At 61.8% G+C, this 18,566-nt stretch carries 18 protein-coding genes and 1 tRNA gene; 6 read left to right on the plus strand and 13 right to left on the minus strand.

The window, feature by feature from the left end:
* Positions 1-111: 111 nt before the first annotated feature.
* The 5 genes from G9473_RS07050 to G9473_RS07070 form a co-directional block, all read right to left on the minus strand.
* Positions 112-840, minus strand: coding sequence for an RES family NAD+ phosphorylase (locus G9473_RS07050; protein ID WP_247271606.1), 729 nt, complete (start codon positions 838-840; stop codon positions 112-114).
* Positions 812-1,189 (minus strand): MbcA/ParS/Xre antitoxin family protein, encoded by a 378-nt coding sequence (locus G9473_RS07055; protein ID WP_152434314.1) that lies wholly within the window; start codon positions 1,187-1,189, stop codon positions 812-814. The genes G9473_RS07050 and G9473_RS07055 overlap by 29 nt, the downstream gene beginning before the upstream one ends.
* Positions 1,190-1,228: 39 nt before the next feature.
* Positions 1,229-1,657, minus strand: coding sequence for a hypothetical protein (locus G9473_RS07060; protein ID WP_152434313.1), 429 nt, complete (start codon positions 1,655-1,657; stop codon positions 1,229-1,231).
* An 11-nt stretch (positions 1,658-1,668) separates the two neighbouring features.
* Entirely contained in the window at positions 1,669-2,598 is a 930-nt protein-coding gene (locus tag G9473_RS07065; protein ID WP_034953448.1) for a zincin-like metallopeptidase domain-containing protein, read from the minus strand.
* 220 nt (positions 2,599-2,818) lie between these two features.
* The gene (locus G9473_RS07070) at positions 2,819-3,208 is read right to left on the minus strand and encodes a helix-turn-helix domain-containing protein (RefSeq protein WP_007163748.1); all 390 of its coding nucleotides are present in this window, start codon (positions 3,206-3,208) and stop codon (positions 2,819-2,821) included.
* A gap of 75 nt (positions 3,209-3,283) precedes the next feature.
* On the opposite strand from G9473_RS07070, the gene G9473_RS07075 reads away from it, so the two are divergent.
* The 4 genes from G9473_RS07075 to G9473_RS07090 are packed head-to-tail and all read left to right on the plus strand — an operon-like array spanning position 3,284 to position 5,549.
* Positions 3,284-3,631, plus strand: coding sequence for a mercuric transporter MerT family protein (locus G9473_RS07075; protein ID WP_007163747.1), 348 nt, complete (start codon positions 3,284-3,286; stop codon positions 3,629-3,631).
* Positions 3,624-3,836 carry a GDCCVxC domain-containing (seleno)protein gene (locus tag G9473_RS07080; RefSeq protein WP_081432306.1) on the plus strand — a complete coding sequence of 71 codons (213 nt, stop codon included), beginning with the start codon at positions 3,624-3,626 and terminating at the stop codon, positions 3,834-3,836. The genes G9473_RS07075 and G9473_RS07080 overlap by 8 nt, the downstream gene beginning before the upstream one ends.
* Positions 3,829-5,160: an NAD(P)/FAD-dependent oxidoreductase gene (locus G9473_RS07085; protein WP_291137718.1), complete on the plus strand. Its 1,332-nt coding sequence runs from the start codon at positions 3,829-3,831 to the stop codon at positions 5,158-5,160. Before G9473_RS07080 ends, G9473_RS07085 begins: the two co-directional genes overlap by 8 nt.
* Positions 5,157-5,549 carry a hypothetical protein gene (locus tag G9473_RS07090; RefSeq protein ID WP_007163745.1) on the plus strand — a complete coding sequence of 131 codons (393 nt, stop codon included), beginning with the start codon at positions 5,157-5,159 and terminating at the stop codon, positions 5,547-5,549. The genes G9473_RS07085 and G9473_RS07090 overlap by 4 nt, the downstream gene beginning before the upstream one ends.
* A 229-nt stretch (positions 5,550-5,778) precedes the next feature.
* On the opposite strand, the gene G9473_RS07095 is transcribed toward G9473_RS07090, so the two are convergent.
* The 3 genes from G9473_RS07095 to G9473_RS07105 form a co-directional block, all read right to left on the minus strand.
* Complete coding sequence (locus tag G9473_RS07095) at positions 5,779-7,749, minus strand: ParB/RepB/Spo0J family partition protein (RefSeq protein ID WP_007163744.1); 1,971 nt, start codon at positions 7,747-7,749, stop codon at positions 5,779-5,781.
* 99 nt (positions 7,750-7,848) lie between these two features.
* Positions 7,849-12,096 (minus strand): strawberry notch family protein, encoded by a 4,248-nt coding sequence (locus tag G9473_RS07100; protein ID WP_291137724.1) that lies wholly within the window; start codon positions 12,094-12,096, stop codon positions 7,849-7,851.
* Positions 12,097-12,174: 78 nt separating this feature from the next.
* On the minus strand, positions 12,175-13,089 hold the full coding sequence (locus G9473_RS07105; RefSeq protein ID WP_152434301.1) for a toprim domain-containing protein: 915 nt from the start codon (positions 13,087-13,089) through the stop codon (positions 12,175-12,177).
* A gap of 134 nt (positions 13,090-13,223) precedes the next feature.
* Here G9473_RS07105 and G9473_RS07110 point away from each other — a divergent pair, with 134 nt between their 5' ends.
* Together G9473_RS07110 and G9473_RS07115 are read left to right on the plus strand one after the other, a co-directional pair.
* Positions 13,224-13,814, plus strand: a complete 591-nt coding sequence (locus G9473_RS07110; RefSeq protein WP_083776325.1) for a lytic transglycosylase domain-containing protein — start codon at positions 13,224-13,226, stop codon at positions 13,812-13,814.
* The gene (locus G9473_RS07115) at positions 13,811-14,014 is read left to right on the plus strand and encodes a DUF5818 domain-containing protein (RefSeq protein WP_007163740.1); all 204 of its coding nucleotides are present in this window, start codon (positions 13,811-13,813) and stop codon (positions 14,012-14,014) included. Before G9473_RS07110 ends, G9473_RS07115 begins: the two co-directional genes overlap by 4 nt.
* Before the next feature lie 9 nt (positions 14,015-14,023).
* On the opposite strand, the gene G9473_RS07120 is transcribed toward G9473_RS07115, so the two are convergent.
* The 5 genes from G9473_RS07120 to fabF all read right to left on the minus strand — a co-directional run bounded on the left by G9473_RS07120 (position 14,024) and on the right by fabF (position 18,417).
* A complete protein-coding gene (locus G9473_RS07120) occupies positions 14,024-15,277 on the minus strand; it encodes an integrase arm-type DNA-binding domain-containing protein (RefSeq protein ID WP_007163739.1) in 1,254 nt (417 codons plus the stop codon).
* A 178-nt stretch (positions 15,278-15,455) separates the two neighbouring features.
* Positions 15,456-15,532, minus strand: a tRNA-Met gene (locus G9473_RS07125).
* Positions 15,533-15,622: 90 nt separating this feature from the next.
* Complete coding sequence (locus G9473_RS07130) at positions 15,623-16,141, minus strand: 2'-5' RNA ligase family protein (protein WP_291137732.1); 519 nt, start codon at positions 16,139-16,141, stop codon at positions 15,623-15,625.
* A gap of 46 nt (positions 16,142-16,187) precedes the next feature.
* Entirely contained in the window at positions 16,188-17,123 is a 936-nt protein-coding gene (gene mltG / locus G9473_RS07135; RefSeq protein ID WP_291137735.1) for an endolytic transglycosylase MltG, read from the minus strand.
* 34 nt (positions 17,124-17,157) lie between these two features.
* Positions 17,158-18,417 carry a beta-ketoacyl-ACP synthase II gene (gene fabF / locus G9473_RS07140; RefSeq protein ID WP_291137738.1) on the minus strand — a complete coding sequence of 420 codons (1,260 nt, stop codon included), beginning with the start codon at positions 18,415-18,417 and terminating at the stop codon, positions 17,158-17,160.
* Between the last annotated feature and the right edge of the window lie 149 nt (positions 18,418-18,566).

The raw sequence follows: 18,566 nt of genomic DNA on the forward strand, positions 1-18,566 counted from the left end.
GCGGGTTGCGGTGGGACCTGACCGGTCCAGGGCACAAGGACCAGCGAACAGGCTCGCGCGGGATAGTGTCGGAGTGGCGCTGGAGTTGTTTGGGAGGAATCCCGGATCGGTTCAGGAGCGCTCCAGAAGACCGAATTGTCCCGGCGTAAACGCAAGCACTTCTGCATGGGGGAACGCTGCGATCACGGTCAGCCGATCACCTTCGTGGCGCAAGTGCCAGCCCCGCCCGTGATCGGGTTCCGATTTCGCGAAACCGGCCGGATCGAGCAGTGCGAGATTAATACCGTCCGGGTCCCGCGCGGAGCGCGCGCGGATGGCCTGACCGTCCGCCTCGCGCACCGACGCAGCAAGGTCCTGGCAATGCGAGTAATCGTCCGGGTCAAGCCATCGCTTGGCATTGGCCTCGAGCGGCGGTCTGGTCGTATCGGTCAACCGCGTGACCGATACGGCTACGCAAAAGCTCAGATGCTCGATGGTCCGATTGCCGGGAACGAACCCCGGCGAGCGGCTGTAGAACTTGAGCCGCCAGTAGGCGGTCTCGGTGATAGCGGTGCCTTCGGCTTCGCTTGCGTAGAAGATCCCGGGTCGCTCGTTTGCGCGGCGAAAACGGCTGGCAACCGTGTGGCCATAGCGAAAGGGTGAAGCAAGGAGATAGTGCAACCCGTGCGCGGACTTCGGCAAGTCCGGCTTGGCGCTATCTGCCAGTTCTTCAAGCCGCTGTTGCTCGCCAAGGTCGGAGGTCAATCGATTGGTCGAGATGCGATGCTGTGCTTCGACTACCCGCCATACCGTCCGGCGGTAGCGGCGGAACTCAGACGCGAGCGCGGTGGGCGTCCACATAGTCGCAAACGGTGATGAGACCCTTGAAGCTGTCGACGAGATCGATCGGACGCGCATCGAGATCGAGATTGGCGGTCGTCAGCCACGCGCGCGCAGACATGTCGTCGCTCCCGAGCAGAGCGTCGAGCGAGCGGAACAGTCGCAGGAGGAACTGAGCAGCTTCGAAAGACTTCGATTGAGGGTCGAGCTGGGCCTTGCCCGAGCGCAGGCGTGAGGCGGTCGATTCCGATACACCGAGGATTGCACCAAGCTTGGGATTGGTGAGGCCCCAGAACTCGGCGATGCGCGCGATAGCAGAGGTGAGGACCTTGCCATCGTCGGGCTGCAATTCGAGTGGCTTCGTCGCCATAGCCTGTCCTTTCATGTGCAAGATATACACAATTGTCCCTCAAATGCAAGATTTCTGGCGTTCGAAGATCGCCTCTCCGTTCGAGAAACGCCCGACCATTTTGAGTTCGCCGAACATTCGTTCGAAACGCGGCGCCACTTGGGCGATCCAGTGGCGCGCACGGGCCGCGCGCGGGTGAGAGAAGTCAGCTTCCCAAAAGCGAGCATCATCGCGAGGGGCGAGCCAGATCGCGGCAAGCCCGCAATAGGTCGATATCCCGCAATCGGCGAAGGCGTTGCGCAGAAGGATACGGTCCTCGCGACCGCGCCATCCATCGAAGGTCTCGAAGGATGGAAAGGCTGCCTTTGTGGTATCGATGATCTCGTCGACGAGGCACTCATAGACCCAGTCCGCATCGTCGTCTTCGCCGTCATCGAGCAGGCGAAAGGCTACCAATGAGCCGGTCGGATAGCTGACGGAACGTCCCATCTCACCGCTCCTTAGGCTGCACTAGCCAAATCGACGTCGGTCTCGCCTTCAGTTGATTGGAATTCACCCAGTTCGAGCAGCAAGGTGGCTGCCTCCTCGGCCTTTGCTGCCGCGGTCAGGATCGCGCGCTCGTCCGATTTGAGGATCTTGAGCCAAGACGCGATATAGCTCGCATGATGGTCGAGGTGGGTGACCGGAAGGCCCAGTTCAGCGCCAAGAATGGCAGACGATAGCTCGGCGATCAGTTCTTCAGCGGCATAGGCATCGCTACCGAAGCGGTTCTTGAGATCGCGATCGAGCCGCGAGGAATGCCCCGTCCAGTGCGACAGCTCATGCGCGAGTGTCGCATAGTAGTGGTCATAGGCTTCGAAGAGTTCAACAGGCGGCATGGTGACGCGGTCGCGCAGCGGCTCGTAGTATGCTTGCGCGCCGTGATGCCGCAGGTTTGCCTCGATCCGGGCGAAGAAGGCATCGAGCCGCTCTTCGCGGCCTTCGGGCTCAAGCGCGGCAACCAGAGGCTTGGGATGGTAGAATTCGGAAAGGCCATCGCACTGGTCGGCGTTGAATACCGAATAGGCCTTCAGCACGCGACGGTTCTCCGTGTCCTGCCCGCCGTCAGCGGTTTCAACTTCCTTTGTGTAGCTCTTGTAGAAGATCGCGATGGTCGACTTCTCGCCTTTGCGGACCTGACCACCGAGCTTCTGACTCTGGCGGTATGTCATCCAGTAGGGAGAGGTGTATCCGCAGGCATCGGCCACCATACACAACCAAAAGGTGTTCATGCCGCGATAGGGCGTCCCGCAGCAACGCAAGGGGCGCGAAACCGGCAAGCCACGCCACGGCTTGACCCAGGGCTTGGTGCCCTCTTCGAGCTTTTCAATGATGGCGGCAGTGATGCGTCCGGCTGGAGAAACTGAAGCGGTGCGGCGGGACTTGGTCATCGATCGTCTCCTGATCACCGGAACGGACGTGTCCGGGTTCAGGAATCAGGAAGCTCACTCTCCTCTTAGCTTCGATGTCGGCTTTGCGCCCCAATTCTGGTCGTAGGCCGCACATTGCAAGGTGCCCGAAAGCGGACCGATTGCTTTTCTGATCCGGCAGGCTGCGCCAATTTTGAGTGCTGGGTGGAAACCCGTTGGTCTGTAGCTTGAATTCGCTGGGCTAGCCTTCGCCCGCGAGGCTTTCCAATACCGGGCACCGATCATTGCTCGTGGTGCCACATTGCTCGATCAGTTTAGCGAGAGCGTTCTCCATACGCTCAAGGTCGGCCCGCTTCGCACGGATGTTTGCGAGGTGCTGTTCGGCGATCGATTGCACCTCATCGCAACGCACTTCCTGACCTGGCGTTAAGTCAAGCAATGCCCGCACCTCTTCGAGGGAAAATCCGAGTTCGCGCGCGCGCCGAATGAAGCGGAGGCGCTCCGTGTCGTGAGGACCATAGTCGCGGTAGGCGCCCCTTCTCGGCGGAGCATCGATAACGCCTATCCGTTCGTAATACCGGATTGTCTCGATGTTACACCCGGTCCGCTTCGCCACTTCGCCAATTTTCAAAGCCAACCTCTTGAGTCTGTAGTTGCTACAGACTGTAAATAGGTATGCGAATCGAGGTTTGCAAAAGGACGATCGATGCGCGGCATCAGCACATGGTGGAACGGATTGGCGACGGGCGGGGGTATCTTTGCAGCCTTCGGGGCAGCTGCATGCTGTGCACTGCCCTTGATGCTCGCGTCGGTGGGTGTGGGCTCGGCGTGGCTTGGCAGCATCTCGCCGGTCCTGGCCCCCTATCGCGTCCCGTTGCTGACCCTGGCGTCGGCTCTTCTTCTCGCTGCGACCCTCCGTTTGCTCTGGCAGTTTCGGCAGGCACGAACATGCCCGGCGGACAGTGCATGCGGATCATCGACTTATCGAGCGCTGACCGCCATAGGAATTGCCATCGGTGCGGCGCTGCTGACAGGTGCCTTCCTCTATGGCTGATCCGATCCTGATCTCGCGCTTGCGCTGTCCCGAATGCGGTCATGAGGAGGACATGGAAATGCCGACCAACGCTTGCCTGTTCTTCCATAACTGCGCGGGTTGCGGCGTTCGCCTTCAGCCGCTCCAAGGCGATTGCTGCGTGTTCTGCTCGTACGGCACCGTTCCCTGCCCCCCAATACAGGAAGGGGATTGCTGCCATGGCTGAGGCTTTCGATTTCGTCGCCATCGGATCGGGAACTGCTGCGCAGGTCGCGGTCCACCAGATGGCCAACGCCGGGAAGCGCTGCGCGGTTATCGATTATCGGCCTTACGGTGGCACATGTGCGCTTCGAGGGTGCGACCCGAAAAAGATGATGGTGAGCGGAGAGGAAGCGCTCGCGGCATACAGGCGAATGAAGGGGAAGGGCATCAAGGGCTCGGTTTCAATTGATTGGGCCGACCTCCAGGCATTCAAGCGCAGCTTTACCGACCCCGTCCCTGAAAAGCAGGAAGCTCGCTACGAGCGTAAGGGCGTCGCGACTTTTCACGGCGCGGCACGCTTTGCCGGCCCCGACAGGATCGTGATAGGCGACCGGGAACTGAGTTTCTCGCACGCTCTTATCGCAACGGGAGCAGAGCCTCGGCCGCTTGGGATCGAAGGTGAGGAATTGCTGATTCACAGCGATGCATTCCTAGAACACAAAACCCTTCCAGATCGGATCGTATTCGTCGGCGGCGGATACATTGCCGCAGAATTTGCCCACCTCGCCGCGCGCGCCGGTGCAAAGGTCACAATCTTCCAACGAGGCCGCATTCTGAAAGCCTTCGACCCTGACACGGTCGATTGGCTCATGCCAAGTTTCGATGATCTCGGCATCGAAATTGTGGACGCTGAAGTGGACCGCGTAACGAAGAAAGGCAACGTGCTGACCGTCCATGCTGGCGACCGCAGGATCGAAGGGAGCCTGGTGGTGCACGCTGCCGGAAGAATCCCTGCGATCGGCTCGCTCGATCTGGAGGCGGGAGACGTCGCCTGTGACGCGGGTCGCTTGGCACTTACCGCCCAGCTACGGAGCCAAAGTAACCCCAAGGTCTTCGCGGCAGGTGACGCTGCTGCAAATGGCCCGCCACTGACTCCAGTCTCCAGTAACGATGCCAAGGTCGTGGTAGAAAACATACTCGATGATACCGGTCGAACTCCGAACTATCGAGGGGTGCCAAGTGCACTTTTCACGGAGCCGCCGGCGGCCAGGGTCGGAATGCTGGAAAGCGAGGCGCGTGAGGCAGGGCTGGATTTCACGGTGCATGCTGGCTCGCACCCTGGTTGGTTCTCGGCGAGGCGGCTGAACGAAGAGATCTACGGCCACAAGCTGCTGGTCGAGAACGGAACGGGACGCATCCTTGGAGCCCACTTGGTCGGCCCTGACACCGACGAGCTCGTCAATATCTTCGGCTTGGCCATGCGCCATGGGCTAAACGCGGACGACATCAAATCTACCATGTTCGCTTATCCGACGGCGGCCTCCGATGCAGGGTATATGTTGGGATGAGCAACGCGGAAGCCACCAACAAGCGTGACTTGGCCGCCAACCGTCTGCACCGCATCCTAATCTGGGGCGTGCCGTTTGCGGCGCTAATCGGCCTAAACTTTACCGCAGAACTTCTACAACCGAACGAGAGGGTGGAAATCGCGGCGGTGCTGTTCCTATGGATGGGGGCGGCGTGCTCGTTAAACGCTTTGCGTTGCCGTCGGCTTCACTGCATGATCGCAGGGCCAGCATTTTTGATTGGTGCTGCGCTTCTTGCCATGGTGGCATTCGGCTTGGCTGATTTCGGGAAACACGGTCCAAGCGTCATCATCTGGGTCACGTTTGGGGTAGTTGCTGGCAGCTTTATCGCCGAACGCATAGCAGGGAAGTATTGGCGAAGACCGGCGTAAGCTCAGGTTTCTGTTCACAGCGAAATAGAAACGAGATCCTCTCCACCAAGAACCTTTTCAAAGCGAACACGAGCGGGTGGTCTCGATCAAGCAGACTGCCGTCTGCTTCTGCTGCGCAGTCGCCTGGGAGCGGACTGTCAGCAACCGGCCCAGACCTGGACATGAAAAAGGCGGCCCGTCCCGAGAGGGACGGACCGCCCGCCGAGTAACCTGGACCTGTCAGGAGGGGTCAGGCAGCCGGCTCGGCAATTTCGTTCGCGGTCTCGTCCTCGGCCGGGTCCACTGTTTCATCCTCGACCGGCTCCTCAGGCGGACCGAAGCGCATGATCTCGGGCACCCACGCTCCCGCTCGCGTTTTCACATCCGCCTCGCCGATGAAATTGCCGGAGAAGATGCGCTCGGCTGCGCTCGCCAACTCTGCTTTCTTCGAACCTGCATAGCGACTGACGAGTTCGGGGCCGCCTGCTGCATCGAGCGCTTCGAGTGTACGCGCCTTGGCCACACGATCGAATAAGTTCGCCGCCGTCGGCCGCCACCAGTGCGCGGTCTCGATCTCGAGCAGCGACCCGAGGATTTCATGCAGCGGCGCCGAGCGATCGCCTTCACACGCAAGGCTCGCGACCAGCGTGCGGGATACGACATGACCGAGCCAGGCCGAACGTGCTTCATCGCTCAATGCGCGGAAGCGTTCGAACCGTTCGACATCGGTCTCGCCGGCGCGCCAGCTTTCGTCGAGCGAAGCGACAAATTCGGCGAGCGCAGCGCTTGCTGGGGCGTCCTTCGCCTCGAAGCCGACCACCGGTCCCGATGCTACCGAGCCGACCAGCGTCGATGCCTTCTTCGCGCGCCAGTCATGCCCATCGGCATCGGCGAGCGTGAAGACCATGAAGTCGAGCGCAAGCGCAGGATCATTGGCCAAGTGGATCGCCAGGATATCGCGGCGCTGCATCGCGAGCTCGTCGAGCAGTCGCTGCGAAAGCGCACCGCTCTTGCGCTTGGTATCAGCGCCAGCATCCACCGGTTCGACTGCTCCGTCGTCAGCGTTGACGACTTCAACTTCGGTGTAGAATTGCGGCACCAATGCCGGTTCGCCATTGCGAGAGAGCACGAGGAACGCTCCAGCCTCCGACTTCAGCTCGTCGGCAAGCACCGGCGGACGATCGTTGAGATCGCGCATCGCGCGGTCGATCGAGACCAGTTCCTCTTCCGCCTTGGCGATCTCGCTTTCGTCGCTGTCCTCATCCTCAAGGATGGCGGCCGTCCGATCGTAGTCGGCTTCAAGGTCGCTGAGCTCACGAGCCTCGTCTTCGGTTAGCGGAGCCGGTTCGCATGGGAGCCGATTGAGGCCCTCGATGAGATCGTGGCTGACATAGTTGCCAAGCGTGGGTCGCACCCAGGCAAGACCGTGTTCTTCCGCGACCTTCTTCGCAGCATCATCCATCGCTTTCTGGGCAAGGTCTTCGAGAAGCGCGACATCGATCCAGCTCTCGCTGGCTTCGTCGTCGAACAGTTCGCGTTCGATCCGGCCGCCTGCAGCAAGGTAGGCATCGCGCCCGACCAGAACCGCGCGCGGATCGGAGCCACGAACAGTGGCATCAAGCACCATGCGCCGGATTGTGTCTGGCGTGACCTGGTACCAGGCATCCTTCAGTTCGGCAAAGACGTGCGCCTGACGATCGATGTCTGAGATTGCCCCATAGGCCTTGGCCATGTCGAGCGTGATTGCGCCTTCGGCGAGCGCTTCAAAGACACAAGGTGCGAGGCCTGCCAGACGCAGACGACCCTCGACAAAGCGGGCCGTGAGACCGAACCGGCGGGCAACGTCTTCGGTACTGGCTCCCGCCTCGATGATCGCAGCAAAAGCCTGTGCCTCGTCGGCCGGGTTCATTGCGAGGCGCTGGAAGTTCTCGGCGAGGCTTGCTTCGCGTACTTCGCTTTCCTCGCCTTCGATGACGAGACAAGTGACTTCGTGATTCTTGGGAAGAGAGCCCTCCTCGGCCAGCGCCTGGAGCTGAGCCAGACGGCGACCACCGGCCTCGACTTCGAACTTGCCGCGCTTTGCTTTTCGCACGACGAGGTTCTGCAAGAGTCCGCGGGCGGCAATGTCCGCCCGCAGCTGCAGGTCGGCAAGTACGTCGCTCGACTTGCGAACATTCCGCGGGCTTGGGACGAGCTTTTTCAAAGGAATAGACTGGATCATGGATTGTCTCCTGATGGATTGAAAAGCCACGCGACGGTGCATGGCCCGACAAGCCACCGGCTCCCTCCCCTCTCTCACGCTTGGTCATGGATTTGCCCTTCAGGCCGCAATGGCTGGGAGAACAGAGGATGCCTTCGACACGGGGACGAAAAGGCGCGTGCGGTAGCGGATGATCTCGGTGAAACAGCCCTTGGTCTTATACCAGTCGAGGCGCTCAGGCGCATACCCAGTGAGCTCAAGTCGTTGCTCGCCGCCGACCAAAGAGCGCTTAACGGTCAGTGCATCATGACTGGCAAGCGGCTGGGGCGTTCCGCTCGAGAGGACAAGTTTCCCGAGTTCGGCTGGAGCCGGGCCGGACACACCCTTCAAGCCGAACGTCTCGGCAATCTTGGCCAAGTCGATATCGAGGACTTCGCGCCCGATGATCGATCTGCCATCCTCGGCGACAAGTCGCGTCACCCGGACATGCTCGCCAGGCAGCCGCTTCCAGACCGGGAGTAATAGCCCCGTCGCCAGATGCGCTCGTTCGGTCACCGGCGAGGCCGCTGCGGCGCTTTCTTCTTGTGTCCAGAGCTTGGAGAACTCGGTTACGCCGACCTCTTCCCACAGGCTTTCACCGAGCGCGTCGAGCGTCCAGTTGGCGGATTTAAGCGGTCGGAGAAGGCGACGGCGTTCGATCACCGCGCCGTCATCGGCAATGAGGCGCCGCGCCGGAACTGACAGGGCCACCTTGCCCGAGCGCGCATTGCGCAGGGGAATGGCCTGGGGGGATCCGATCTCGTGCATCCTGACGAGACGTTTGAAGCGCAGCGGGCGCAATTGGCGTTTCACTTCGAGCGAAACCAGGCGGGTTTCGGCGCCCGAAACAGGATCTGTGCGGAGAACTTCATCAGACAGCACCGTAAAGCTGTCGGCGCGGACCGTCTCCAAACCCAGATCGAGCGTGCCAGCCTCGCGTGCGGCCTCGATGCGCGCTTCCACAAGTCCGAGATATTCCTCGAAGATGGCGTTCTGCAGTGCGATCGGGAGCGCAAGTATGCGATTGAGCCAGCGTTGGATCGTGGGAAGGTTATCGCTCAGGCCGCCATCGGGGTTCTCGAGCTTGAGGCCTGTTAGCTCGACGAAGTCCCCGAAACCAACCGCCTCGAGTTTTCCATCGTAAAGCAGGTGGAACCAGCGCGAGAGCGCGTCCTTCGCATAATCGCTTTCGAGATTGTCGGCAGGGTCGAACAGGTTCTGTCCCCCTGTCTGACGCTGGCCGCGTGTGAGAGCGCCCAATGCGTCGAGCCTTCGCGCGATTGTCGAGATGAAGCGGCGTTCGCCCTTCACATCGGTCGTGACCGGGCGGAACAGCGGCGCAGAAGCCTGGTTAGTACGGTTTGTCCGGCCAAGACCCTGGATTGCATTGTCCGCGCGCCAGCCCGGTTCGAGGAGAAAATGGACGCGGCGCTGCTGGTTCTGCGCATCGAGATCGGCGTGATAGGATCGGCCCGTACCCCCCGCGTCCGAGAAAATCAGAATACGCTTCGTCCCGTCCATGAAGCACTGTGCTTCAGCGACGTTGGCGCTTGCGCTTCGACGTTCAAGCCGCTGCTGACCGTCGCGTCCCAAGACCAACCTGCGCGTGCGGCCTGTGACCTCGGCCACAGCCTCGGTCCCGAAGTGCTCGATGATGGCATCGAGTGCAGTGGCGATTGGCGGAAGGGCGCAAAGCTGTTCGATCAGCGCGTCGCGCGCAGCGATGGCACGCGAGCAGAGAACGGGATTGCCGTGATCGTCGCTCATCGCTTCGGATCGCAAATTGCCTTCCTCGTCAGTGAAGACCTGCATCAGGCGCACCGGGAAGCTCTTCGCGAGATAGTCGATGACATATTCGCGCGGAGAGAGATCGATATCGAGCGCTTCTCGCTCCTCGTCCGAGAGATCGGCCAGGCGTCGGTCAAGCATGGCCTCAGCGGTCGAGACCAGCTGCACCACCACCGAATGATCATCGCCGAGCGCCTCTTCCATTGCCGGGATCAGGCTCGGCAGTTTCATCGAGAGCAGAAGCTGCCCAAAGAAGCGCTGCTTGGTGCCTTCGAATATCGAGAGCGCCGCTGCCTTGGCGTTGCGATTGAGCGTATCGCCGCTGTCCTCATCGACCACCCTTGTGGCTTCGAGTGCTTGGTCGAGATTGCGGTGGATGATCGCCCAGGCATCGGCGTAGGCATCGTAGATCCGCACCTGCGCCTGCGTGAGCTGATGTTCGAGGATCTCGTATTCGACCCCGGCAAAGGACAACGCACGGGCAAGGTAGAGCCCCTGTGCCTTGAGATCGCGGGCGACGAGTTCCATCGCCGCGACGCCGCCGGCGCGGATCTCGGTCATGAATGCCTGATGCGTTGGGAACGCGGTTTCTGGCCCCCACAGTCCAAGGCGGGCTGTGTAGCCGAGGTTGGCAATGTCAGACGCGCCGGTAGCGGAAGCGTACAGAACACGTGCTCGCGGCAGATGGTTCTGAAGCCTGAGACCTGCCATCCCTTGCTCCGATCCTTTGACATTGCCGCGGGTCGAGGAAGAGCCGAGCGCATTAGCCATGGAATGCGCTTCGTCGAAGGCAATCACGCCCTCGAATTGCTCGGCGGCCCAGTCGAGGATCTGATCGAGCCTTGTGTCCTCGGCGCGTCCCGAGCGAAGCGTTGGATAGGTTACAAACAGGATACCCTCCGCCATTGTCACAGGACTTCCGAGATTCCATCGGGAGAGCGGCTGGATGTCGAGCGGGAGCCCGCCAAGCGCCTCCCAGTCGCGGCGCGCGTCTTCGAGCAGTGCCTCGTTCTTGGTGATCCAGATGTGACGGCGTTGGCCCGAGAGCCAGCGATCCATCATGACGCCCGCGATTTGGCGACCCTTGCCTGCGCCCGTACCATCACCGAGGAAAAAGCCTTGCCGGTAGGAGTGACCGTCCTCCGCGAGTTCGACCGTCGTTCCTTTTTGGCTTGGACGGAATTGCCCGGGAAGGTCGCGGGTGAATGCCTCGCAAGCGTAGATCAGTGTTTCGCACTGTGCGGCCGAGAGCAGTTTGCCCTCCTGCCAGTTCACGGGAAGCAAAGGGCGCGCTTTCGCTACCGGTGCCGCGACCGAGCCCATCGCGACCGATTCTACGAGCGGCGTCGGGTGAACAGGTGCATCGTCCATGATGACGCGGCTCGGTCGGTAAGGCAGGTAGATGCCCGCCTGCTCGGGAACGGGTGCAGGCTCTGCCAGGGCTTCATAGTTGAGCGCGACTGCCGCGCTTTTCTGGGCGGCTGCAGTCAGGAAAGGAGCAACCGGCTTGCGCGAAGCAGCGCCGCTTACCGAGGTCGCAACCGAGCGTACCGGAAGGCGATGAACGTTGGCCTGCAAAGGCGCACGATCAGGCAAATGCGCTAGGCAGGAATTCAGTTCGGTGAGGTCGGCGAACTCCCCCGTGATCGTGGAAGCGTCCTGAAGAGGCTCCTTGTCGATGACGACCATTCTGACCGCGATCCCGGTTCCGCTTCGCGAGAATGCGCCCGACAGCCGGACGTCGAGCAGCAGCGACGCCTGTTCCTGGTCTTCGACAAAGGTCGCGGCGTCAAAGCTGTCCGGGAGAATGGCCACGAGGCGACCTCCTACCGCGCAAATCCGAAGCGCGCTGCGCAAGTGGCGCATTGCCGTGCGGCCATCGACGCCCCGCTCGCGGCTTCGAGCAAAGGGAGGATTCATCAGGATGACGCTGGGGTTGAGGCTGGAACTATGGCCATCGGTCAGTTCTGCAACCAACTCGCCATCATGTGCGGATAGCCGGGCATCTGGGAAGATATGCGCCAGCGCATCGCCGCGCGCGCGATCGATCTCGTTCAGCGTCAGCGAGCACCCTCGAACGTCGCCCCAAAGCGCAAGAGCGCCATTCCCGGCTGACGGTTCGAGAACGCGATCGCGCGGGGCGAGGCAAGCGGCTTTGGCCATCAGCCATCCAAGGATCGGCGGCGTCGAAAACTGCTGTAGCTCGACTTGGCAGTCGCTGCGCACGTGGCGAGGCGGTAAGGCTGCATCGAGCCAATCGAACCGTGCTGCAGCCTCGTGGAAACCTGTATCGAGGTCGATGCGTGAGAACTCGCGGAGCCAGAGCAAGGCGCCAATCTCGACCGCGTTGTTGTAGTCGTCGATGGTCCACGCACTGCCCCAGTCCTGCACGTCGGTTTGAGCGGCGAAAAACTCGGAAATGTCAGGTCGGGTGAGATGGCATCCATCCGCAAGTCGCCGGGAAATTCGTTCACCGATTGCGAAAGCGAGCGGAATTGTGCTCGATGTCTCGCGGTCTGGAAAAAAGTCTGACTGAAACATGGCTTGTCGTCCTCCTGGTTGAGGCATCGGGACATGCGCCCTCTGCCGGGTCAGGAATTCGAGAAGCTCTCTCTCCTCTTAGCGACACGCCTTTCGGCGCAGCCATGACTGGAGCTCGTCGTTCCAGTCGGTACCGCGCAACTTAGGCCGTCGAACTTGGATTTGCCGCCCTTCACGGAGATAGGCACCTAGCCCGCGCTCGGCTGCAAGGTCGCCGCCAGAATCGTGATCCACGAAGAGATGAAGGTCGCTCACGCTCTCCGGAATGGCAACCAGCCCGAAGCGTCCATTGCCCAGCGTTGCCCACGTCGGGATACCAGTGAGCGCATAGGCCGACATCGCGCTTTCAATGCCTTCGGCGAGACCGAGCCTTCCCTCGGCAGGTTCGAACAGACGTACCGCCGCCTCGCCGAGAGACCCCAGTGCGCGTTTCGGCTTCGCAAACAATGCCTGCGTATTGCCGCATTGCGACAGGAAAGTCCGGTGAACGGCAATCGGCCCCTCGTCGAGGCTGACCGCAGCGATCATCGCTGGCAGGAAGCGTGCGCGACCCTTCGGTCCAAGCGGCGTGCGCGGATGAAATTTCAGCGCATGGGACGTGGCGAGGATGCCGCGCCCTTCGAGGTAGGCCTTGGCAGGACTTCGGTGCAACGGTCGAGCATCGCGCCAGATGCGGAGTGCTGCAGCCGATGGCTGGCTGGAATAGCGCGGCTGGATCGGAAACTCGTCGGAGGAGCCTGAGAATAGCGCAGAGGTCTCGATCCCTTCTCGAGCGAGGGCAGCGAGCACGCTCGCCTGATCGCATCCGGCGAAACAATGCAGTAGGATAGCCCTCCGGCCAAGCGTAACGCCGAGCGAAGGGTTGCGGTCACCATGCGCGGGACAACGGGCCATGCCCTTGGTGCCTGACCACTTGCCGCCGCGGCTCTCGCAGAGCTTGCGAGCGGTGTCCTCTAGCGAGGGGCGGGATAGGGTTGAGTTCGAAACGGACATACTGGCTCCATCGCCGCACAATTGCCCCTGCAGACTGCCCCCTTTCCTCTTACCGGACGCGTATGGCGCTTTCCTACACCCTTATGTTCCATTTATGTTCTGCCACCTGTCCAGGCAAGACAAGAGAGAACGCAATGAGACGAAAATGGGTAACTGGCGTGTGTTGCGGGCTCGCAATTGCGATCCCCGCCATCGCTCAGGCGCAGGAGTTCCGGGTCTTTGATCATCGACTGAGCAGGGTCGAAAAGCCGGTAGACAATGAAGTTATGTACGATCCTTCTCTGGCGGTCATTGGGACCGAAGGAGGGTACCCATCGGCCGCCAACCGAAGTTTCAAGGAGACGCTCTACGAACCCCTCATCCGCCAAGCTGAAGCAAGGTATCGATTGCCGCCTCGCTTGCTCCAAGCATTGGTCTGGCAAGAATCCCGGTTTAATCCAATGGCGATCAGTCCGGCTGGTGCTGCCGGACTTGCGCAACTTATGCCTGCAACCGCACGAGAACTCGGCGTAACCAATCGGCACGACCCAGCTCAGAATATCGACGGTGGCGCGCGATATCTAAGGCAGATGCTCGACCGGTTTGGTGCGATCCATCTCGCATTGGCGGCCTACAATGCGGGACCCGGCGCGGTATCCCGTGCTGGTGGAATTCCAAGAAATCGGGAAACGCCGGGATATGTGAGGAGCGTTATCCAAAGATGGATGGCATACGGAGCACTATGAACACGAATCGGAAAAGGATCAGCGGACGGCTCGAGCATCTCCCGCGTGGGGCAGCTATCGTGACAGATGCAGGCGACCACTGGGTTCTGGAAGGCTACGAACCATCGAACGATGACTTCGGTTTCGAGGTCACCGCCGAGGGTGTCGTTGTGGGCTTTGACCGCCTTCGAGTTGAGTGGCTGGGCCAAGTCCCGGCATAGCACGCTAAATCACGCAGCTCTCAAGATCGCAACATTGCCTGTTTTTCCGCGCATCGCATCGAGGAAGTTCGCCCAATCTTGAAGCATCGCGCGACGGGGCGCCAGATACTCTGCGGCATTATAGGCCCCGCGAACTTCGTTCTCCTCGCTATGAGCCAGTTGAAGCTCGACCCAGTCTTCATGGTACTTTCGGATCCACATTGGCGGTTGGCCGACTTCGACAAGCTGTTCATTGGCCCATGTGCTCGCAAGACCTCTGAAGCCATGAACAGTCTGCCGACCGTGATAGCCCAGACGATACAAACCATAGATCATGGTGTTTTCGGATAGCGGCACTCCACGCTTCTGGCCGGGAAAGACATAGTCACTTTGAGAACATGCGATCATGTCCTTGGCGAGCGAAGCGGCTTGCATTGACAATGGTACGATATGCTCACGGTGCATCTTCATTCGATCAGGCCCGATGCGCCAAAGCGGAGAGTTTCCTTCTAGATCCTCGAACTCGTGCTTCTTGGCAAAACGAAGTTCCTTCGTTCTGACCCATGTCAGAAGCGCGAAGGTGAGCGCTGCGCGAGTAATCTCGGAGCGTCGCTCCCCTTCTTCATTGTATTGATCCAGCTTGTTTATGAGCTCTGGCAACAGAGCGAGCGGCAGTTTGGCCATATGCTTTACGCGAGGTCGCGGCTTCAGAGCGCCGCGAAGATGAGCCGTGGGGTCCGCATCGCAAAGCCCACTCGCGATGGCGAACTGGAAAACTTGGCCAATGCTCTGCTTCGCACGCCGACTGATATCCAGAGCCCCCCGTTCTTCAATATTGCGGATCACGCCTAAAACTTCAGGGGGGGTGATCTCGTGCATCATCCTTTCGCCCAATACCGGAAACACGTCCCGTTCCATCCGAGACCAGACACGCTTCGCATGAGCTGGATCAAGGCTGCTCTTTCGATTCTTGTGCCACATCTCAGCAACAGCCTTGAAGGTTTTCTCTGGCTCGAAATCTCGACCAGGCTTGTGGACCATCGGATCCTTGCCTTCGGCCAAGGCAGCCCTTGCAAGCGTCTTCAACTCACGCGCAGCCGCTATTCCGACGTCAGGATAAGCACCAAAGGAAAGCAGCTTCTCCTTTCCGCGATAGCGGTATTTCATGCGCCAGAGCTTCGAACCGTTCGCTTTTACGAGGAGGAATAGCCCTTCACCGTCGGCAAGCTTGTAGGGTCGTTCTGCCGCCTTCGCATTCTTGATCTGAATCTCACTCAAAGCCATTGGGGGTATCGCTCCTTTTCGGTACCCCCCGAAAGTACCCCCAAAATACCCCCACTCCAAATCCGGCTTCAAGCGCATGCAAGCGAACGCAAGCGGACGCGAATCAGCGACATGGTTTTGATTTCATTGTTTTTTTCGGATTTATACGGAAGAATGCGAACCCATGCGGATTCGAGAATGGTAGCGGAGGAGGGACTCGAACCCCCGACACGCGGATTATGATTCCGCTGCTCTAACCACCTGAGCTACTCCGCCCCGTTCGGGATTCGCACCGGCGGCTCGCCGGGCGAGCGGCGCATTTAGGGCGGGGTCTCGCCCCGGTCAAGCACTAGTGCGTGGGGCGCTTCAGGGGCGCTCGCGGCCGCGGAAGGCCATGCGCTTGACGTGGCTCCACGGGCCGCCTTCGTAGCGGTGCAAATCGAGCGCGGGGAAGGCGAAGGCGCGCGGCTCGATCGTCGGTGCGAGAGACGCCTGCAGGGCGCGCGCCTCCTCTTTCGTCACCTTGTTCTGGATCGTGATGTGAGGGCGCGGCTCGTGCAGGTCCTGGTCGGTCAGGCTGCCGTGGAAATGCTCGGCGATAAGCGCGCGCAAGGAGAGTAGCTCCTCGCTTTCGAGCGCGATCGCCGTGCCCTTGCCAAGGTCCATCAGGCCCGTGACGCGGCCCTGCGGCGGGGCGAATTCGCGCGCGATTTCGGGGAGGAAGTCCTTCAGTTCCTCGAGCAACGAGGGCGCGAAGGCGTGGAACAGGGTGACGTGGGCGTGGAGATGGTTTCGCTCGGGCGGAAAGTGTTCGCGGCGCAGACCCTCGGCCCAGCCCTGAATATCGGGCGGCAGGACGGCGGTGACGATGAAAGGACGGGCCATGGGACGCGGGCTAGCACGCGGCGCGGCATCGGTTCCACCGCTTGCGCTACATCTCCCCGCGCTCGCGCCGCAAGGCGTACCATTCGGCGACGTTGGCGTTGTGCTCTTCCAGCGTGTCGGCGAAGACATGGCCGCCGGTCCCGTCCGCGACCATGAACAGCGCGCTGGTCTTCGCCGGGTTCAGCACCGCGGCAATGCTTTCGCGCCCCGGATTGGTGATCGGGCCTTCGGGCAGGCCGACGCGGGTGTAGGTGTTGTAGCCGTTCACCGCCGCGATCTCGGACTGGCGGATGCGGCGGCCCAGCGGCTTGCCCCTGGTGATCGGATAGATGATCGTCGGGTCGGCCTGCAGCAGCATCCCCGCCTTCAGCCGGTTGGAGTAGAGCCCCGCGACCATGCGCCGTTCTTCGGGCTTGCCGGTCTCCTTCTCGACGATCGAGGCGAGGATCAGCGCTTCGCGCATCGTGTCGACGGCGATGTCGGGGGCGCGCTCCGCCCACGCCTCGGCAAGATAGCGGTCCATCGCCGCCTGCATCCGCTCGACCAGTTCGGCGCGGCTCTGCCCGCGTTCGAAGGAATAGGTGTCGGGCAGAATCGAGCCTTCGCTCGGCACGTCGATCTCGCCGGTGAGGAGTTCCTCGGCCATCAGCCGCTCCCACACCATGATCGAGGGCATCCCTTCGGGGATCGTGACGAAGCGGCGTATGACGTCGCCCGACTGGAAGGCGGAAAGGATCTGCGCCTGGCTCATGCCGGGCGTGAGGCGGAATTCGCCCGCCTGGATCGGTTCGTCGGAGCCGAACAGGCGGGCGCGCAGCACGAAGCCGTCGGCCGACGAGATCAGCCCCTCCGCCTCGAGCTTGTCCGCCACCGCGCTGACCGATGCGCCGGAGGGGATGATGAAGGCCGTTTCCTCATCGATCGTCGCCTCGCCGAGCTGGGCGTAGGCCAGCCACGCCCCGGCCCCGATGAGTGCGACCACAAGAAGGAGGACGAGGCCGAGCCGCCTCACCGGGTCAATCGACCTTCTGCATGATCAGCGAGGCATTGGTCCCGCCGAAGCCGAAGGAGTTGTTGAGCACGGCGCGCACCTCGCGCTCCCGCGCCTTCAAGGGCACGAGGTCGATGCCTTCCGTGCCCTCGTCCGGGTCGATGAGGTTGAGCGTGGGGGGCACGACCTGATCGCGCATGGCGAGCAGGCAGAACACCGCCTCGACCGCGCCCGCACCGCCCAATAGGTGGCCGATCGCGCTCTTGGTCGAGCTCATCGACGCGCCGCCGAGGTCTTCGCCCAGCACGCGCTTGACCGCGGCGAGTTCGATCGTGTCGGCCATGGTGCTGGTGCCGTGCGCGTTGACATAGTCGATGTCGCCCGGGCCGAGGCCGGCCTTCCTGAGCGCCATGCGCATGGCGAGTTCGGCGCCCTTGCCTTCCGGATGCGGCGCGGTGACGTGGTAGGCATCGCCCGACAGGCCGTAGCCCGTGACCTCGCCATAGATATGCGCGCCGCGCGCCTTGGCGCGCTCGTATTCCTCGAGCACGACGATGCCCGCGCCCTCGCCCATGACGAAGCCTTCGCGCGCCTTGTCGTAGGGGCGGCTGGCCTCGGTCGGGCGGTCGTTGAAGCTGGTGTTGAGCGCGCGCGCCTGGGCGAAGCCCGCGATGCCTAGCGGGTTGATCGTGCTTTCCGAACCGCCTGCGAGCATGACGTCGGCATCGTCCATCGCGATCATGCGCGCAGCGTCGCCGATCGAATGCGCGCCGGTCGAGCACGCCGTGACGACCGCGTGGTTCGGGCCCATGAAGCCGTACTTGATCTGCACCTGCCCGGTGACGAGGTTGATGAGGCGGCCATGGACGAAGTGCGGGCTAACCCGGCCGGGGCCGCGTTCGTGGAGGTTGACGCTTTCAAGCTCGATCCCCGGCAGGCCGCCGATCCCTGCCCCGATCGAACAGCCGGTGCGCAGCTTTTCTTCCTCGCTCATGTCGGTCAGGCCCGCATCCTCGAGCGCCTGCCCGGCGGCGTCCAGCCCGTAGACGATGAAGGGATCGACCTGGCGCTGAATCTTGCCGTCCACGCGCTTGTCGGGGTCGAAGCCCCATTCGTGGTCCTTGCCCTTCACCTCGCAGGCGATGGTGCACTTCTGGTTCGAGGCGTCGAAGCGGGTGATCGGCCCCGCCCCGCTTTCGCCTGCGACGAGGTTCCGCCAGCTCGTTTCCACGTCCCCGCCCAGCGGGGTGACAAGACCGAGCCCGGTTACAACCACACGGCGCATTGCAATCCCTTTCGTCTCCCGCACGCGGCCCGAAGACCCGCGTGCGGCCCCGTTTCGCGGGGCCTAAAAGCTACAGGCCCGCAGCCCACGCAAGAGGGGCTGAGGGCCTGTCGATCAGCTTGGCGCGCGCGAGGAAGCGCCCCGCGCAG

The organism is Erythrobacter sp., assembly GCF_011765465.1.
Lineage (GTDB): Bacteria > Pseudomonadota > Alphaproteobacteria > Sphingomonadales > Sphingomonadaceae > Erythrobacter.

Coding starts and splice junctions, on each gene's coding strand:
- G9473_RS07090 (WP_007163745.1), top strand. CDS start 5,157: ATGAGCAACGCGGAAGCCACCAACAAGCGTGACTTGGCCGCCAACCGT.
- G9473_RS07050 (WP_247271606.1), bottom strand. CDS start 840: ATGTGGACGCCCACCGCGCTCGCGTCTGAGTTCCGCCGCTACCGCCGG.
- G9473_RS07085 (WP_291137718.1), top strand. CDS start 3,829: ATGGCTGAGGCTTTCGATTTCGTCGCCATCGGATCGGGAACTGCTGCG.
- G9473_RS07065 (WP_034953448.1), bottom strand. CDS start 2,598: ATGACCAAGTCCCGCCGCACCGCTTCAGTTTCTCCAGCCGGACGCATC.
- G9473_RS07115 (WP_007163740.1), top strand. CDS start 13,811: ATGAACACGAATCGGAAAAGGATCAGCGGACGGCTCGAGCATCTCCCG.
- G9473_RS07075 (WP_007163747.1), top strand. CDS start 3,284: ATGCGCGGCATCAGCACATGGTGGAACGGATTGGCGACGGGCGGGGGT.
- G9473_RS07105 (WP_152434301.1), bottom strand. CDS start 13,089: ATGTCCGTTTCGAACTCAACCCTATCCCGCCCCTCGCTAGAGGACACC.
- G9473_RS07110 (WP_083776325.1), top strand. CDS start 13,224: ATGAGACGAAAATGGGTAACTGGCGTGTGTTGCGGGCTCGCAATTGCG.
- G9473_RS07080 (WP_081432306.1), top strand. CDS start 3,624: ATGGCTGATCCGATCCTGATCTCGCGCTTGCGCTGTCCCGAATGCGGT.
- G9473_RS07055 (WP_152434314.1), bottom strand. CDS start 1,189: ATGGCGACGAAGCCACTCGAATTGCAGCCCGACGATGGCAAGGTCCTC.
- G9473_RS07100 (WP_291137724.1), bottom strand. CDS start 12,096: ATGTTTCAGTCAGACTTTTTTCCAGACCGCGAGACATCGAGCACAATT.
- fabF (WP_291137738.1), bottom strand. CDS start 18,417: ATGCGCCGTGTGGTTGTAACCGGGCTCGGTCTTGTCACCCCGCTGGGC.
- G9473_RS07060 (WP_152434313.1), bottom strand. CDS start 1,657: ATGGGACGTTCCGTCAGCTATCCGACCGGCTCATTGGTAGCCTTTCGC.
- G9473_RS07120 (WP_007163739.1), bottom strand. CDS start 15,277: ATGGCTTTGAGTGAGATTCAGATCAAGAATGCGAAGGCGGCAGAACGA.
- G9473_RS07130 (WP_291137732.1), bottom strand. CDS start 16,141: ATGGCCCGTCCTTTCATCGTCACCGCCGTCCTGCCGCCCGATATTCAG.
- G9473_RS07095 (WP_007163744.1), bottom strand. CDS start 7,749: ATGATCCAGTCTATTCCTTTGAAAAAGCTCGTCCCAAGCCCGCGGAAT.